The organism is Streptomyces sp. NBC_00683 (assembly GCF_036226745.1).
GTDB lineage: Bacteria > Actinomycetota > Actinomycetes > Streptomycetales > Streptomycetaceae > Streptomyces.
Window position 1 is genome coordinate 8,282,632 of the sequence record NZ_CP109013.1, and the last position, 15,539, is coordinate 8,298,170.

The window sequence follows — 15,539 nt, forward strand, 5'->3', positions numbered from 1 at the left end:
GGGGGACGTGGGGCTGGGCGTTGAACGGGTGGGCGTTGAACGGGTGGGCGGGGTTGCGCCGGTCATGGGGCCGGTTCGGTCAGAGGGAGATCCACAGGGATGTCCGCGGTCGTGACGACCGCGGACAGATCGAGATCGGCCGGGGCAGGCATGGCGCTCCCCGGCAGTTGCACGGCCGCGGCACCGTGCGCCACCGCGGCGGCGAGTGCCGACGGACCCGTTCCGTCGGCGGCCAGGAAGCCCGCGAGGGAGGCATCTCCCGCGCCGACGTTGCTGCGGACGGAAGCCACCGGGGCGCAGCCGAAGTACGCGCCGGAGCTCTCCACCAGCAGCTGTCCGTCCGCACCCAGACTGGCCAGGACGGAACGTGCCCCGAGCTCGCACAACTCCTGCGCGGCCTTGAGGGCATCACCGACCGTCGACAGCGGACGGCCGACAGCCTCCGCGAGTTCCTCGGCGTTCGGCTTGATCACATCAGGCCGTTCCCGCAGTGCGGCGACCAGCGCCTCGCCGGAGGTGTCGAGGGCGATCCGGGTGCCGGCGCGGTGGCTGCGGGCCACCAGTTCGGCGTACCACTCGGGGGGAAGTCCGCGCGGCAGGCTGCCGCAGCAGGCGATCCAGTCCGCGTCCGCGGACCGCGTCCGTACCGTGTCGAGCAGACGTTCCGCCTCGGCCGACGTGATCTCGGGTCCCGCCGCGTTGACCTTGGTGAGTGTGCCGTCGGGCTCGACGAGCGTGATGTTGACACGGGTGCTGCCGTCGATCGGGACGCCGACGGCCTCGATGCCGTGCTCGCCGAGGAGCCGGGCCAGCAGGGCGCCCTCCGGCCCGCCCAACGGCGCGACGGCAGCCGTGCGGTGACCGGCGGCAGCGACCGCGCGGGAGACGTTGACTCCCTTGCCGCCGGGATCGACACGGTCGGAGGTGGCCCGCAGGACGGCTCCGCGGCTCAGTCCGGGCAGCTCGTACGTGCGGTCCAGGCTCGGATTGGGGGTGACGGTCAGGATCATGCGCGTACTACTTCCGTGCCCCGGCTCTCGATGTCCCGGGCGTCTTCGGGGCTGAGCCCGGTGTCGGTGATGAGCAGGTCGACATGGGAGAGGTCGCCGAAGCGCGCGAAATGCTCCTGGCCGAACTTGCCCGAGTCGGCGAGGAGCACCACGCGGCGGGCCGCGGCGATCACCGCGCGCTTCACCGCCGCCTCGGCGAGGTCGGGGGTCGTCAGGCCGCCCCCGGCGGAGAAGCCGTTGGTGGCGAGGAAGACGACATCGGCGTTGATCTCGCTGTACGCGCTCAGCGCCCAGGCGTCGACCGCGGCGCGGGTGCGGTGGCGCACCCGGCCGCCGACCAGGTGCAGCGAGATTCCGGGATGGTCGGCGAGGCGGGCGGCAACGGGCAGCGCGTGGGTGACCACGGTGAGAGTGGAGTCGAGCGGGACCACGGCGGCCAGTCTGACGGTCGTCGTCCCCGCATCGATGATCACGTTGCCGTCGGCGGGGAGTTCCCCCAGCGCGGCTGCGGCGATGCGGTCCTTCTCGTCGGCGGCCACCGTGTCGCGCTCCGCGAGGCCGGGCTCGAAACCGAGCCTCCCGGCAGGAATGGCACCGCCGTGCACCCTGCGCAGGAGCCCCGCCCTGTCCAGAGCCTTGAGGTCACGCCGAACGGTCTCGGCGGTGACCTGGAACTCCTCGGCGAGGGACAGCACATCGACCCGGCCGCTCTCGCTCGCCAGACGGAGGATCTCTTGCTGCCGCTCCGGTGCGTACATGTGGTTTCGTATCCGTTTCATGCCCGAGTCTGTGGTTTTACCAGCAGACTACGGTCGCACCTCGGGAAAGTAAACACATTCGGGCGAGGTGTGGGCATGAACGGACTTCGAGGCGAACGGGAGCGGGGAGGAGGGGCACTCAGGGGCGCTCAGTCGGTGCGAGGGGCCCCATGGGTCAGGGGCCGGGCGAGCAGCGGCACACCGAGAACCTGATGTCCGCCGCTTGCCACCATGCGGACCTCGCCCCGCTCGCTGATCTCGGCGCGCACGATTCCCGTCTCGTCCGCGTAGACCGGGTAACCGCCCGCTCCCGACCGGGCCGTGAGGCGGACGACGACCACATCGTCCGTGGCACCGGTCGCCTGGAATATCAGCTCGTAACTCTCCGGGTAATCCATGAGGGCCTCCCGACCGGGCACCGGCAGAAACCGGACACCTGTCACCTCCATTGTTTCCCACCGGCGCGCCCGGCGCTTCAGGAGCCGGCCGCGGAGTGACCCTCCGTTATTCCGGATGCGGATTCGGTGAGCCGGGGTGACCATCATCTGCAAGGGATCGGATGCGTGCTGACACTTCGCACGGCCGCCCGTATCGCCAGGCGTACTGCCGGCGCGATCGGAATTCGTCGGCGCGGGGCCATGTGCTCCCGGCCGCCCTGTGGAGAGGAACTGCCGTGCTGATGGCCAATCCCGCAACGCTGCGGAATCTCGTCAAGCGCTACGAGACACTGCGACGCGCCCACGCACGGCTGGGGACTTCCGAGAGCAACCGCCATCTCGAGGACATCTCCTACACCCTCTGCGTGACCACCGGAACCCGGACCGTGGCGGACGCCCTGACCGCGGCGGAGGCCCAGTTGCGTGCCGTCCCGTCCGCGGCATCGGTGCTCTCGGCGGCGGGACCGTCCGAGGTACAACTGACCGCCTGACGCCCGCACAGAGTCCGCACGGATGACGCCGGTTCCCGTGAACCGGCGTCATCCGTCGCGTTCTGCCGTGTTCCGCGCCGGGTCCGGCTGTGCGGAGACCTTCACACGGACCGGTCGGCGGGCTTCTCGGAGCCGGACACGACCCGCGTACCCGGGTGGCAGAGCGCACACACGAACGCGACGGCCAGGGCGCCGGCCATGCAGTAGAACACCCACTGATTGGCCTGTGCGAAGTCCATGCGGATGGCGTCCATGGAGTCCCGCATCACCTCGGCGATCCTTCCCTCGCCGGACGGCTGCCGCGCGTCACCGTTGCCCGTGACGGCCTCGGCGACGCCGTGGGCAGCGTCCTGTGCCGCCGCGTCCGACAGTCCCGCGGAGCGCAGCGTCGTATGTACGCGGTTGGTGGTGACATGGGTGAGGACGGTGCCGAACACGGCCAGGCCGACGCTCGCCGCGAAGTTCCGGATCGTCTGCGTGATCCCGGTGACCTCGCCGTACGAGGCGCCGATCGCCCGGTTGACGGCGTCGGTCGAGGCGGGCGCCAGCAGCAGGCCGATGCCCGCGCCGGCCATGGCCGCGTACAGCCACTGGTCGTGCATCGACAGTGTGGTCAGTTTCCCGGCCCAGAGGGCGAAACCGACGGCACCCAGCGCCGTGCCGAGCTTCAGCGCCGGCCGGGCACCGCGGCGGTCGAGGATGCGCCCGCCCCACTGCGACGCGATGGCGAAGCCGATGAAGAAATACAGAAGGTAGAGAGCCGCCTGATTGGGTGACGCGCTGAGCGAGACCTGTGCGTAGACGGAGGCGAAGAAGAACACCGGGACGAAAGCCAGCATGGAGAAGAACAGCACCGCGGCGTCCACGGCGAACGCACGGTCCCGGAAGACCTGGAGCCTGACGAGCGGATACTGCGTACGCAGTTCCAGCCGGCAGAACAGTGCGAGCAGGACAAGGCCGCCGACGATGCACGCCCACGTGGCGGCACTGCTCCAGCCCCAGCCGGCCGCCTGCTGGAAGCCGAGCACCGTCAGGCCCATACCGGCTGCCATCAGGACGGCCCCCGGTACATCGACGGGTTCGCGACGCGGCCGGTTCGGGATGCGGGCCATGAGCGTCAGCACGATGGCGATCACAGCGACCGGAACGTTGATCCAGAAGATCGAACGCCAGGTCCAGGAGGTGAGCCAGCCGCCCAGGATCGGGCCGACGGCCGTGAGTGCCCCGGAGAGGCCGAAGAACAGGGCCAGAGCCCGGCCGCGCCGTTCCACCGGGAACACCGCGATGACCACGGCGAGGGCGGCGGGGAACATCAGCGCCGCCCCGAAGCCCTGTGTGGCGCGGAAGACGATGAGCCATGTCTGGGCGAGGTCCCCCGAAGGGACCGCTCCGCACAGTGCGGAGGAGACGACGAAGATGAGCGTGCCCGCCAGCATGACCCGGCGGTGCCCGAGGACATCGGCGAGCCTTCCGCCGAGGGCGAAGAACGCGGCCAGGGACAGCAGGTACGCGTTGACGACCCACTGCATCCCGGATGCCGACAGCCCGAGTTCACGGACGATGTCGGGGGCGGCGATGGAGACGACGGTCTGGTCGATGAACGTCATCGAGACGGCGAAGAGCATCGCGGTCAGGGTCAGCGTCTGGTTCGGCGGCGCGCTTCCCGGTTGTGCGGGAGCCGGATCGGTCGAGTCCCCCGGACGAGGTGTGGTCATACGCGGAATTCTGCTTGCGAAGGATCATCGGCGCATTCCGCACGGCCCGCAGCGCGGTGCCCGGCGACGGCTGACGGGCGGGTGCCACCACCACGGCGAATGGGCGGAGGCGCACAGGCGATCGGGTGACAGCCGACTGTCGGACAACATGACTGATCGTCGGGGCGGCTAGTCATGCGGTATGAGATTTGAGCCCCGACGTAACAAGACCGTTTCCACGCGCACCCGCCGGCTCCGTGTCGTCGGCGCGCTGTGCGCCGTCCTTGCATCCGCCACCCTGGTGACGGGATGCGGCCAGGACAACGGTGACGAAACTGCCGCGGCGACCTCAGAGGCTGCCAAGGTCATTCCTAAGCAGACGACCACCCCGTACAAGAGCCCCTCCGGCAGCCCCTCCGGTACGGCCGCGCAACTGACCGAGGACCAGACCGAGCGCAAGGACCTCCTCTCGACCGTCAAGGTCACCTACGACAAGGCCGCCACGACGGCCGTGGGTGAGGTTTCCGGCGGCAAGCTGACCGACCTCGACCTCGAGGGTCTGGACGACGACGAAGAGAGCGCCAGCCCCAGTGCGAGCGCAAGCGCCAGCCCCAGCCCCGACGGCAGCGCGAGCCCCAGTGCGACGGGCAGCCCGAGCCCGAGCGGCAGTTCCACGGGCCCGAAGTGGATCGCGGAAGTCGTGGAGGAGGACGGAACCGCACACACGGTGAGCATCGACGCGGTGTCCGGAGACGTGATCGACTCCGTCACGGAGGCCGAGCAGAGCGACGCCGAGAAGCAGGAGCTGGCCGACTGGGTCAGCAAGGCTCAGCAGACCTGGCAGCAGGCGGCCAAGGTTGCCACGGACAAGCAGAAGGGCACGGTCACCTCGCTCAACCTGGACGAGAACGACAGCCAGACGCTTGTCTGGCAGGTCGACGTAGTCACCGAGGACTGGAACAGGACCGCCTTCGACGTGGACGCCGCGACCGGAAAGATCACCGCCGAGGAAGTCGACAACGACTGATCACGACACGGCCGAACCCGCATCGGTGGCGGACCGCACAGCGGTCCGCCACCGATGTGTTCTCAGAGAGGGCCGTCGGTCAGAATCCGGGTGAAGCTCAGCCCGGGGCGTGCGTCCAGGGTTATCTCACGGGCGCGGACGAACCCGTTGCGGGCCAGCACGGCCTGCGAACCGGCGTTGTCCAGCGTCGTCTCCGCCCGCAGAACACTCAGGCCGTACTCGGCGAGTGCCAGCGCGCACACCTGCCGGACGGCCGAGGTGGCCAGGCCCCGTCCGGCTGCCCGCTCGGCGATCCGGTACCCGAGTTCGGCCGAACCGTCCGCGACATCGACGAGGTTGACGCGGCCGAGCACGGAGCCGTCGCCGTCCGCGATGATGTGGAAGTGATGCAGCCCCGCGGCCTGTTCGTCGAGCAGCTCGCGGTGACGTGTGTCGAACCCGGCGAAGTAGGCGTCGCCGCGGTCCGGGATCGAGGCGGCGAAGTACGTGCGGTTCTCCAGCTCGAAGGCGAGCAGCGCCGGCGCGTGATCGGGACGTAGACGCTCAAGAACAGTCATGCGAGGACGTTATCGGGGCGTCGTCCCGCTCACTGTTCTGGGGTTCGGGGCAGTACGCGATAGGTCACGTGGGTGACCGAGTTCGCCGCTCGCGACTCCACCTGCTCGAGATTCAGCGACGGCACCCCGTCGAACAGCCGTGTGCCGGCGCCGAGCGTGAACGGCACGATGTGCAGCCGCAGCTCATCGATCAATCCTGCGGCGAGGTACTGGTTGATGGTGGTCGCGCCCCCGTGGATCGACACGTTGCGGTTCCCGGCGGCCTCGCGGGCCTGCCGAAGCGCGGACTCGATGCCGTCGGTGACGAAGTGGAACGTGGTGCCGCCCTCCATCGGCTGCGGGTCGCGCGGATGGTGGGTGAGCACGAAGACCGCCGCGTGGTACGGCGGATTGTCGCCCCACCAGCCCTTCCACTGCCGATCCCACGCGCCGCGTACGGGGCCGAACATGTTGCGCCCCATGATGAAGGCGCCGTACGCCGTCAGCCGGTCGAGCTCGGCCTGCCGCTGCTCCGGGGTTTCGAACATCCAGGAGTGCAGCCTGCCGCCCCAGCCGTCGCCTGCGTCGTCGCCGAACGGGCGCTGCTCGGTCTGGTCGAGCCCGGCCGAGTACCCGTCGACGGAGACCGAGAGGTCGCAGGTCACCTTGCCCGAACGAGTGGTCACTGTTCTGTCCTCCTGGTGGCGACCTTCCGTCGCCTTCGTGGTGGGCCGCCTGATCCGTTCGCTACTGGGGTAGACCGTTCGGGGCCCGCGAACTCATCGCGCGGCCGCACCGCCGTCACCTGCGCCGCCCGGCTGCCGACGCTGTGCTGTGTACTGCCCGGCCAGGACCGTCTCGCGGAACGAAGCGACGACGGGGCGGAGGTCGATCCGGTGCCACGCGGCCCACAGGCCGACGGAGCGTTCGTACCAGAGGAGTTCTCGGACCACGACTCCGTCGGTACTGCCGCGCACCATGCTCTTCTGCACGAGCGCGAGGCCCAGGCTCGACGCGACGAGGCCCAGTGCGGTGAGCGGATCGGCGGCGTCGAGGCGGATGTCCGGAGTGAAACCGGAGGCGACGCACGAGGCGAGGAACGAGTCGCGCCAGGTCGCGTCCTGGGCGTCGCCCACCGCGATCCAGGGCTGCCCGGTCAGGTCCTCGGGCGTCAACTCGGCCTTCTCCGCCAGCGGATGATCCGCGGGCAGCGCGAGCAGCAGCGGATCCTGCAGCAGTGCGGCGGCGCTCAGGTCGGGGTCGTCCTCCGGCGGGGGAGTGCGCACCAGTGCGATGTCGAGGCTGCGCTGCCGCAGGCCCTCGAACTGCTCGGCGGACTCCTGGTCGTACAGGGCGACGTGAATTCCGGGGCGTTCCTCGCGCAGGGCCCGAAGAGCGGCGGGCAGGGTGCCCGTGTGCATGGCGTCGGCGACGTACCCGATGCACAGCCCGCCCTCCTCGCCCCGGCCGAGACGCCGGCCGAGGTTCTCCAGCCGGTCCGCATGACGCAGCAGGGCGCGGGCCTCGGTCAGGAAGACACGGCCGTCGGAGGTCAGACGGATCCGCTGCTGACTGCGCTCGAAGAGGGTGAGGCCCAGATTCTTCTCCAGCTGTGCGATCTGGCGGCTGAGCGGTGACTGGGAGATGTGCAGCCGCTCGGCGGCGCGACCGACGTGCTCCTCCTCGGCGACGGCCACGAAGTAGTGAAGAAGTCGCAGGTCAAGCATGTGGGACCTCAGGGGACTCAAGTGAGTCGAGGTAAGTCTTGGACAGTCTCATGCCTGGATCCTAACCTCGGGAGCACAAGACGGATGCATGACGCATTCGCTTTCGGAACGGCATTTATCACCCTAGGCATCGCAAGGAACCCCCATGACGATCAAGACCCTCCTGCCCGGCGTGCTCGGCTTCGGTACCGCGCCGCTCGGCAACATGTTCCGGGCCATCCCCGAGGAAGAGGCGGCAGCCACCGTCGAGGCCGCCTGGAACCAGGGCATCCGCTACTTCGACACCGCACCCTTCTACGGCGCGGGCCTGTCCGAGATCCGCCTCGGCGGCGTACTGGCCGGACACCCGCGCGACGAGTACGTCCTGAGTACGAAGGTCGGCCGCGTCATCCTCGACGAGACGGAGGACCCCGCCGCGCGCGACCTCGGCGAGAAGGGGGGACTGTTCGAGCACGGCCGTCCCAACAAGATGGTCAACGACTACACCGCCGACGCCACCCTGCGCTCCATCGAGGACAGCCTCAAGCGCCTCGGGACCGACCGCCTGGACATCGTGTGGGTGCACGACGTGGCCCAGGACTTCTACGGGGACGAGTGGCTCGCCGCCTACGAAACGGCCCGCACCGGCGCTTTCCGTGTCCTGCAGCAGCTGCGTGACGAGGGTGTCATCAAGGCCTGGGGACTGGGCGTGAACCGGGTCGAGCCCCTGGAACTCACCCTCGACCTGGATGAGCCGAAGCCCGACGCCTTCCTCCTCGCCGGCCGTTACACCCTCCTCGACCACGAGCGTGCTCTGCAGCGTCTGCTGCCCGCCGCGGCCGCCCAGAGCGTCGACATCGTGGTCGGCGGCCCGTACAGCTCGGGAATCCTTGCCGGAGGAGCGCACTTCGAGTACCAGAAGGCGCCCGCGGAGATCGTCGAGAAGGTCGGGCGCATCAAGGCGCTCGCCGAACGGCACGGCGTCGGCATCAAGGCTGCCGCACTGCAGTTCTCCCTCGCGCATCCCGCGACCGCCGCCGCGATCCCCGGCGCGACGAAGCCCAGCCGCACGGCGGAGGACGTCGCCGCTCTCGGTGAGACGATCCCGGCGGCTTTCTGGGCCGACCTGCGCGAGCAGGGGCTCATAGCGCAGGACGCGCCCGTACCCACCGTCTGAAACCCGACTGCCCGACCTTCAGGAGTTCCCCATGGCCACCACCACCGCATCCCTCGAGATTCCCGTGTCGCCCGAACGTGTCTGGCGGCTCATCGGCGGCTTCGGCTCGCTGCCGGACTGGCTGCCCTACATCCCCTCCAGCGAACTCGGCGAGGGAGGACGCGTGCGGAGGCTCGGGAACGAGGACGGCGGCGTCATCGTCGAGCGCCTCGAAGCCTTCGACAACGCGGCCCGCACCTACAGCTACTCCATTCTGCAGGCCCCTTTCCCCGTGACCGGATACCGCTCGACCCTCACGGTCCACGGCGTCCCCGGACGGGACGCAGCCCGGGTGGAATGGTCCGGCGTCTTCACCCCGGACGGCGTCGGTGAGGACGAGGCCGTCGCCCTGTTCCAGGAGATCTACACGGACGGCCTCGCCGCACTGAACCGGACGCTCACCACGCGGACCGGCTGACAGGCGGCCCGGGCGGTTCAGGGCGCGATGCCGATGCCTTCCACCCGGCTCCACTCCCTCTCCCGTGCGGCGGACAGCGCAGGCCAGTGCTGTCCGCCGGGCCGCGGAAGGACACGTGACGAGTAGTCGGCAGGGACGAAGCCGGGCCGCAGGAAGCACCCGGTCCCGTGGACGGCGTCAAAGGAAGGGCAGGACGCCGCGACAGAGGCGGGCGTGGGCCTCTCACCCGTGCGGACCCATCGGGACAGCGCCGAGACGGCGTTGGCGTACTCCGAGGTACTGAGCCCGCTGTGCTCGCTCTCCTGAGTGAACGTCTGGACGAGATGGCGGTCGCGGCCCGCACCTTCCAGGGCGGCGCGGTACGCAGCTTCGTGCTCGACGAAGGCGGTGGGGTCGTCGATCGCGTGCATGGTCAGCACCGGGACGGAGACCGCGCCGGTCACATCGCTGTCGTAGGACAGGTCGCGCCGGGCCGACGGGTCCGCCGAGAAGCGCTCGACACCGGCGTTGAGCGCCCTGTCGTCGTGGGAGCCGCGATAGCGCACGCTCCTGTTCCCGAACGGGTTGCGTCCGCCGAGGCGTTGCACGATGTCCCTGAAGGTGAAGGTCGCGAACCCCAGGTGGGACTCGAGAGTCCGCTCAGGAATCTTCGTGACGCTCAGGATGTCGTCCAGATTGCGCTGCTGGACAGGGGTCCGGTCCGCCGGCGGCGAGGCGTAGCCCGTGCACTCCTGAAGCCGCGCGCGCAGACCCGAGGACGTCATGGACGAGCCGTCCCGCAGCCCCATCCAGAGGGGGTACTGGGGTTCCGTCGGGCGCGGGTGGTTCCGGCAGTAGTACTGGTAGACGGCACGGAGGTCCACCCGGTAGTCGTAGCCCCGTGAGCCACCGCCGAGCACACCGTTGGTGAGGAGGGCGCCGTCGTAGGGGGAGTCCTTGCCCGCCCCGTAGATCTCGACGACCTTCGCGGCCACGTTCCCGCCCCAGGACTGGCCGTGGACCAGCGTGGTCCGCGGTCGCCGGAACTCCGCCACGAACAGACGACGGAGATTCTCCGTGTCCGCGGCCGCCATCCTCGTTCCGTACCCGCCGCGGCGGTAGGACGATCCCGCCCAGGCGTAGCCCTCCTCGACCATGACCGACCAGCGTTCGAGGTCGTCGAGACTGCGCTGCGGGTCCGACTGTTCGCCCAGGTCGGGTCCGCCGTGGGCGTGCATGACCAACGACCCGTTCCAGTCACGGGGAACGGCGACGGCGTAGTGGGCGCCGTTGGAGTCCTGTCCCGAGTAACACGTCGCCCGGGCCGTGAGACCGGCGGGACAGGAGACCTCTCCCGGGGTTCCGGCTGCTGCCGAGGGCTGAAGCGGGCCGATGAGGCCTGCCGCGAGTATCCCCGCAAGGCCGCCCGCGACCACCGCGATTCGGTGTCTGCGCGTACCCGGCCTCATGCGAAGGGGCAAAAGCGTGGCCACGTGTTTCCTCCTGGCTGCTCGGCGCACCGCTGCGTGGCGGCCGATGCTAGTCGCGCCAGTTCAGGGGGCCAGGGGTCGCGGCATTGCGTTCATATCGTTCTCGGGTCGGGCGCCCGGCCGCCGCCTCGATCCGTGAACTCGCACAGCAGTACGAGGTGGTGACCTCGGTGCTGTCCGCGCGTTGTACATGTCGTGCCCAAGTCCTCTTCCAGCTCGCCCCACGTCTCGGCAGCGCCGGTGGTGACGAGCACTCCGAAGCCCTTCCTGCTGACAGCTGTGCAGGGAGAGGCCGCCCGCAGCCTCCTGACCTATGTGGGTTCGCTGCCGCTGAGCAGCAGTGATGCGCAGCTACTCGCGGTGGTCGTCGCCATCCGCGCCGCCCGGGGCGGAGTCGGGAACCTCACCGGCCAGGATCTGAAGTCGCTGCGCCTGGACGACGCGGAGAGCGCTGTCACCGCCGTGGCCGCTCTGGGGTGGCAGGTGCGGGGCGACCTGATCGGAGGCAGTCCGGACACACCCGTGGCCATCGCCGTGCCCGATCTCGCCGACACCTCGGACCGGCGGCTGGCCTTCGGCAAGGACAAGAGGTCCCGGGTGTCCGGGTGGACCACCCGCACCCTGGCCGCGAAGCCTGCCAGGAAGACGTCGCCCGCTGCGCGCCTCGCCGCACTGTTCCTGGCGGCCCACGCCCGGGCCGAACGGCATGGGACCCTGCCGGCCGACCTCCCCGTACTGTGCCGGGCGGCGCTGCCCGAACTGCTCGCCAAGGGCTTCCTGCTGGAGCTGGAAGGAAACCGGTACCTGCTGGCCGACGCCGTACGTCACCTCTCGGGCATGCATGCGCTGCCCGACCCGCCGCGCCCGCGCGACAGGACCGCTGAGGAACCCCTGAGCTGGGACGCGTGGAAGGCGCAGGCGAGCGTGGCACTGCGTCGGCACGCCGAGGCCGTCGAGCACTGCCCGCGCTGCCACATGGCCACCGTGAGGGTGGCGGAGGCGTTCATGCGCAAGGCCGTTCCCGCCCAGATCCCGGAGAGCGTGCGCACGGCCTACGGCGTGTGGAAGGACTCCCAGCCCGACTGCGGTCCCCGCGCCGCAGAGTTCGCCGCCGCCTTCCGCGCGGAACACGGGCACGGTCCGTCCGTGAAACAGCTGTGTGTGGGGCTGGGCTGGAAGAAGCAGCCACGCGATCTGCGGATCCTCATCGTCCGGCGGCTGATCGCCGACGAATGGCTGACGAACACCGAGCCCGTGCCGTGGACCCTGCGCCCGGGCAGGGCAGCCCAGAGCTCCCCGGCCGCCACGGCGCCGGTCACCACTGGGGCGCGCCCGGCATAGCGCAGCGCCGCCCCGTGGGGGCCCGACACGGATACCGCCGGACGCGGGACATCGTCCGAACGGTGCCCGCCGCCGGGCCGCACGGCTGTTAGCGTCCTCGCCCACGGGACCGGCACGGGCGCCCCCACTGCCGGCGGCGCGGCGAAGGAGTTGGTGCACCCATGCGTGTCCTCTTGGTCGGAGCGGGAGGCGTGGGCACGGCGATCACCAGGATCGCGGCCCGCCGGCCCTTCTTCGAGCACATGACGGTCGCCGACTACGACCTTGAGCGTGCGGAGAAGGCCGTCGCGGCCCTGGGGGAGACCGGGCACCGGTTCAACGCTGTCCGGCTGGACGCCTCGGACCCCGCAGCGGTGCGCGCCGCCCTCGGCGAGAACCGCTGCGATGTGCTGCTCAACGCCACCGACCCCCGATTCGTGCTGCCCCTGTTCGAGGCGGCGCTGGCACACGGCGCGAACTACCTCGACATGGCGATGTCCCTTTCCCGGCCGCACCCTGACCGTCCGTACGAGAAGTGCGGCGTCAAGCTGGGGGACGCCCAGTTCGAACGGGCTGCGGAGTGGGAGGAAGCGGGCCGTCTCGCGCTCGTGGGCATGGGCGTGGAGCCCGGCCTCGCCGATGTGTTCGCCCGGTACGCCTCCGACGAGCTCTTCGACGAGATCGAGGAGATCGGCATCCGCGACGGAGCCGATCTGGTCGTGGAGGGCTACGACTTCGCCCCCTCCTTCAGTATCTGGACGACCATCGAGGAGTGCCTGAACCCGCCGGTCGTGTACGAGGAGGGGCGCGGCTGGTTCACGACAGCGCCCTTCAGCGAACCGGAGCTCTTCGACTTCCCCGAAGGCATCGGGCCGGTCGAGTGCGTCAATGTCGAGCACGAGGAGGTGCTTCTCGTACCGCGCCATGTGAAGGCCGGGCGGGTCACGTTCAAGTACGGCCTGGGCGACGAGTTCATCGGGGTGCTGCGCGCGCTGCACAAACTGGGCCTCGACCGTACGGAGCCCGTCCGCGTGAACAGCGACAAGGGCGAGGTCCAGGTGTCGCCCCGTGATGTCGTCGCCGCCTGCCTCCCCGACCCGGCCGGGCTCGGCGAGCGGATGCACGGGAAGACGTGCGCGGGCACCTGGGTGAAGGGCACCAAGGACGGACGGCCCAGAGAGGTCTACCTCTACCACGTGGTCGACAACCAGTGGTCCATGCGGGAGTACGGCTCCCAGGCCGTGGTCTGGCAGACCGCGATCAACCCCGTCGCCGCTCTCGAACTCATCGCGCGCGGCACCTGGCACGCAGGCGGTGTGCTCGGCCCGGAGGCACTGCCTCCCCGGCCGTTCCTCGATCTGCTGACGGAGTACGGCGCACCGTGGCGCATGCGCGAACAGTGACAGCTACGCCCGCCCGTGCCCCGTACGGCGGTGTCCTGCCCTGCCTGGGAGGCGCACCCGAAGGCGCCCAAATAGCATGAAGGGGGCGTATTCGCCCTTCTCTTCAGGCCGTTACGGAGCGAGGGAGCATGGCAGAGGAACTGGCCGGACCACCAGCACCGCAGGCGACCTTGAAGCCGAACGCGATCGGCTTCGTCGACGCGCTGGTCATCGGATTGAACGCCACCTCCCCGGCCTACTCCGTGGCGGCCGTCATCGGACCGATCGTGGCACTCGTGGGCATCTACGCCCCCGGAGTGCTCTTTGCCTCCTTCGTGCCCATGCTGTTGATCGCCTCGGCGTTCTACTACCTCAACAAGGTGGACCAGGACTGCGGCACCACGTTCTCGTGGGTGACACGCGCGATGGGGCCGTGGACCGGGTGGCTCGGCGGCTGGGCCATCGCGATGACCGGCGTTCTGGTGGTCGGGTCGCTGGCGGACGTCGCCGTCAGCTTCGCCCTGATGGCCGTCGGCCTCGACAGCTGGGTCGAGAACGACTTCGTGCGTCAGCTTCTCACCGTCATCCTGATCCTGGTCATGACGGGTCTGTGCGTCATCGGCACAGAACTCTCGGCGAAGGTCCAGAACGTTCTCATCCTGGCCCAGGTGGCCTTCCTGCTGGTCTTCGTGATCGTGGCGCTCTACCGCGTCTACGCGGGTACGACCGATTTCGATTCCGTCAAACCCTCGGTCGATTGGCTCAACCCCTTCGGGGCGGGTGGCGCGGCGCTCACCAGCGGGCTGCTCCTGGGTGTGTTCATCTACTGGGGCTGGGAGTCGGCCGTCAACCTCACCGAAGAAGTCGAGGACTCCGCCACCGCTCCCGGCAAGGCCGGCGTCTGGTCCACCGTCATTCTGCTGGTGACCTACCTGTCCGTCGGCTTCGCGGTCGTGGGCTTCGCCGGAACGGCATACCTCGCCGACAACGCCGACGAGGAGGAGTTCATCTTCGCCCTCCTCGCCGGTGAGGTGATGGGCGGCTGGGACTGGATCGTGCTGCTCGCGGTCTCCACGTCCGCGCTGGCCTCGACCCAGACCACCATCATCCCCGCATCGCGCACAGCGCTGTCGATGGCCCGCCGCCACGCGCTGCCGGCACAGTTCGCGCGTATCCACCCCCGGTTCCGCACCCCTGACGTGAGCACCTGGTGGGTGGCCGGCATCGCCATCGCCTGGTACCTCATCGTCAACCGGATCAGTGAGAACGCCCTCTTCGACTCGCTGACGGCCCTGTCCCTGCTGATCGCCTTCTACTACGCACTCACGGGTGTGGCCTGTGTGATCTACTACCGCCGCCACCTGACGGAGAGCCTCCGCAACCTCGTCCTCATCGGCCTCGGCCCGCTGATCGGCGCAGGGCTGCTGACCTGGCTGCTCGTACGGTCGGTGATCGACATGGCGGACCCGGAGAACTCCTACACCGGAACCTCGTGGTTCGGGCTCGGCCCGCCGCTCGTCATCGGCATCGGCATCAGCCTGCTGGGTGTGGTGATCATGGTGGTGTGGCGTCTCAGGTCGGCCACCTTCTGGACCGAGCGGCGGAGTGTGGTCGACCCGGACCTCGTACACGGCAAGGAGACCTGATGTCGGTGGTTCTCGGGTACGACGAGTCGCCCGGTGCCGCGCGCGCTCTGCGCATCGCGATCGAGGTGGCCGCGGCGTTCGGCGAGCGACTCGTCCTGGTCTACGGAGCGGCGCCTCCCGGCCCGACCGGCGAGGAGTACAGGTCCCACTACGAAGCCATCCGCCAGGCGGGGCGTACCGGCCTGGAGCATGCCGTCGAGGCCGCCGACGAGGCCGGCGTACCCGCCGCCGTCGAGGTCATCGACAAGAACCCGGCCCAGGCGCTGATCGACGCCGCCTCACGCCACGGGGCGCGGGTCATCGTCGTCGGCAGCTGGGGCGAGAGCCCCATGCGGGGCGCTCTGCTCGGCTCGACCCCGCACAAGCTCCTGCACCTGTCGACGGTACCGGTGCTCTGCGTGCCGACCGAGGTATGAGCCGCAGCCGGCG

Annotated in this window: 16 protein-coding genes; 8 read left to right on the top strand and 8 right to left on the bottom strand. The window is 69.6% G+C overall.

All coding sequences use genetic code 11. The features are described from left to right. Positions 1-62: 62 nt before the first annotated feature. The 3 genes from pfkB to OG257_RS35980 all read right to left on the bottom strand — a co-directional run bounded on the left by pfkB (position 63) and on the right by OG257_RS35980 (position 2,166). A complete protein-coding gene (pfkB, locus tag OG257_RS35970) occupies positions 63-1,010 on the bottom strand; it encodes a 1-phosphofructokinase (protein ID WP_329214469.1) in 948 nt (315 codons plus the stop codon). Continuing rightward, a complete protein-coding gene (locus OG257_RS35975; protein WP_329215526.1) occupies positions 1,007-1,768 on the bottom strand; it encodes a DeoR/GlpR family DNA-binding transcription regulator in 762 nt (253 codons plus the stop codon). The genes pfkB and OG257_RS35975 overlap by 4 nt, the downstream gene beginning before the upstream one ends. Before the next feature lie 149 nt (positions 1,769-1,917). Next, positions 1,918-2,166 (bottom strand): DUF6296 family protein, encoded by a 249-nt coding sequence (locus tag OG257_RS35980; protein ID WP_329214471.1) that lies wholly within the window; start codon positions 2,164-2,166, stop codon positions 1,918-1,920. 275 nt (positions 2,167-2,441) lie between these two features. On the opposite strand from OG257_RS35980, the gene OG257_RS35985 reads away from it, so the two are divergent. Beyond that, complete coding sequence (locus tag OG257_RS35985) at positions 2,442-2,696, top strand: DUF5133 domain-containing protein (RefSeq protein WP_329214473.1); 255 nt, start codon at positions 2,442-2,444, stop codon at positions 2,694-2,696. A 101-nt stretch (positions 2,697-2,797) separates the two neighbouring features. Here the strand turns inward: OG257_RS35985 and OG257_RS35990 are convergent, their stop codons facing one another. Continuing rightward, positions 2,798-4,411: an MFS transporter gene (locus tag OG257_RS35990; RefSeq protein WP_329214476.1), complete on the bottom strand. Its 1,614-nt coding sequence runs from the start codon at positions 4,409-4,411 to the stop codon at positions 2,798-2,800. 181 nt (positions 4,412-4,592) lie between these two features. On the opposite strand from OG257_RS35990, the gene OG257_RS35995 reads away from it, so the two are divergent. Beyond that, a complete protein-coding gene (locus OG257_RS35995; RefSeq protein ID WP_329214478.1) occupies positions 4,593-5,417 on the top strand; it encodes a PepSY domain-containing protein in 825 nt (274 codons plus the stop codon). 62 nt (positions 5,418-5,479) lie between these two features. Here the strand turns inward: OG257_RS35995 and OG257_RS36000 are convergent, their stop codons facing one another. The 3 genes from OG257_RS36000 to OG257_RS36010 form a co-directional block, all read right to left on the bottom strand. After that, a complete protein-coding gene (locus OG257_RS36000) occupies positions 5,480-5,974 on the bottom strand; it encodes a GNAT family N-acetyltransferase (RefSeq protein ID WP_329214480.1) in 495 nt (164 codons plus the stop codon). A 29-nt stretch (positions 5,975-6,003) separates the two neighbouring features. Beyond that, a complete protein-coding gene (locus OG257_RS36005) occupies positions 6,004-6,639 on the bottom strand; it encodes a dihydrofolate reductase family protein (protein ID WP_329214482.1) in 636 nt (211 codons plus the stop codon). Between the two features lie 93 nt (positions 6,640-6,732). After that, a complete protein-coding gene (locus OG257_RS36010) occupies positions 6,733-7,680 on the bottom strand; it encodes a LysR substrate-binding domain-containing protein (RefSeq protein WP_329214484.1) in 948 nt (315 codons plus the stop codon). A gap of 145 nt (positions 7,681-7,825) precedes the next feature. Here OG257_RS36010 and OG257_RS36015 point away from each other — a divergent pair, with 145 nt between their 5' ends. Continuing rightward, positions 7,826-8,836, top strand: coding sequence for an aldo/keto reductase (locus OG257_RS36015; RefSeq protein ID WP_329214486.1), 1,011 nt, complete (start codon positions 7,826-7,828; stop codon positions 8,834-8,836). Positions 8,837-8,867: 31 nt separating this feature from the next. Further along, positions 8,868-9,293, top strand: coding sequence for an SRPBCC family protein (locus OG257_RS36020; protein ID WP_329214488.1), 426 nt, complete (start codon positions 8,868-8,870; stop codon positions 9,291-9,293). Between the two features lie 17 nt (positions 9,294-9,310). Here OG257_RS36020 and OG257_RS36025 read toward each other — a convergent pair whose 3' ends face one another. After that, entirely contained in the window at positions 9,311-10,741 is a 1,431-nt protein-coding gene (locus OG257_RS36025; RefSeq protein ID WP_329215528.1) for a hypothetical protein, read from the bottom strand. Positions 10,742-11,005: 264 nt separating this feature from the next. Here OG257_RS36025 and OG257_RS36030 point away from each other — a divergent pair, with 264 nt between their 5' ends. From OG257_RS36030 to OG257_RS36045, 4 genes are all read left to right on the top strand, one after another. Further along, positions 11,006-12,103: a hypothetical protein gene (locus OG257_RS36030; protein ID WP_329214490.1), complete on the top strand. Its 1,098-nt coding sequence runs from the start codon at positions 11,006-11,008 to the stop codon at positions 12,101-12,103. A 161-nt stretch (positions 12,104-12,264) separates the two neighbouring features. After that, positions 12,265-13,485, top strand: a complete 1,221-nt coding sequence (locus OG257_RS36035; RefSeq protein ID WP_329214492.1) for a saccharopine dehydrogenase family protein — start codon at positions 12,265-12,267, stop codon at positions 13,483-13,485. A 128-nt stretch (positions 13,486-13,613) separates the two neighbouring features. Beyond that, positions 13,614-15,110: an APC family permease gene (locus OG257_RS36040; protein ID WP_329214494.1), complete on the top strand. Its 1,497-nt coding sequence runs from the start codon at positions 13,614-13,616 to the stop codon at positions 15,108-15,110. Further along, the gene (locus OG257_RS36045; RefSeq protein ID WP_329214496.1) at positions 15,110-15,526 is read left to right on the top strand and encodes a universal stress protein; all 417 of its coding nucleotides are present in this window, start codon (positions 15,110-15,112) and stop codon (positions 15,524-15,526) included. Before OG257_RS36040 ends, OG257_RS36045 begins: the two co-directional genes overlap by 1 nt. Positions 15,527-15,539: the final 13 nt, after the last annotated feature.

Bases quoted from the DNA above. Each gene is read 5' to 3' on its own strand.
- pfkB (WP_329214469.1), bottom strand. From the start codon at position 1,010: ATGATCCTGACCGTCACCCCCAATCCGAGCCTGGACCGCACGTACGAG.
- OG257_RS35975 (WP_329215526.1), bottom strand. From the start codon at position 1,768: ATGTACGCACCGGAGCGGCAGCAAGAGATCCTCCGTCTGGCGAGCGAG.
- OG257_RS35980 (WP_329214471.1), bottom strand. From the start codon at position 2,166: ATGGATTACCCGGAGAGTTACGAGCTGATATTCCAGGCGACCGGTGCC.
- OG257_RS35990 (WP_329214476.1), bottom strand. From the start codon at position 4,411: ATGACCACACCTCGTCCGGGGGACTCGACCGATCCGGCTCCCGCACAA.
- OG257_RS35995 (WP_329214478.1), top strand. From the start codon at position 4,593: ATGAGATTTGAGCCCCGACGTAACAAGACCGTTTCCACGCGCACCCGC.
- OG257_RS36000 (WP_329214480.1), bottom strand. From the start codon at position 5,974: ATGACTGTTCTTGAGCGTCTACGTCCCGATCACGCGCCGGCGCTGCTC.
- OG257_RS36010 (WP_329214484.1), bottom strand. From the start codon at position 7,680: ATGCTTGACCTGCGACTTCTTCACTACTTCGTGGCCGTCGCCGAGGAG.
- OG257_RS36015 (WP_329214486.1), top strand. From the start codon at position 7,826: ATGACGATCAAGACCCTCCTGCCCGGCGTGCTCGGCTTCGGTACCGCG.
- OG257_RS36020 (WP_329214488.1), top strand. From the start codon at position 8,868: ATGGCCACCACCACCGCATCCCTCGAGATTCCCGTGTCGCCCGAACGT.
- OG257_RS36025 (WP_329215528.1), bottom strand. From the start codon at position 10,741: ATGAGGCCGGGTACGCGCAGACACCGAATCGCGGTGGTCGCGGGCGGC.
- OG257_RS36035 (WP_329214492.1), top strand. From the start codon at position 12,265: ATGCGTGTCCTCTTGGTCGGAGCGGGAGGCGTGGGCACGGCGATCACC.
- OG257_RS36040 (WP_329214494.1), top strand. From the start codon at position 13,614: ATGGCAGAGGAACTGGCCGGACCACCAGCACCGCAGGCGACCTTGAAG.
- OG257_RS36045 (WP_329214496.1), top strand. From the start codon at position 15,110: ATGTCGGTGGTTCTCGGGTACGACGAGTCGCCCGGTGCCGCGCGCGCT.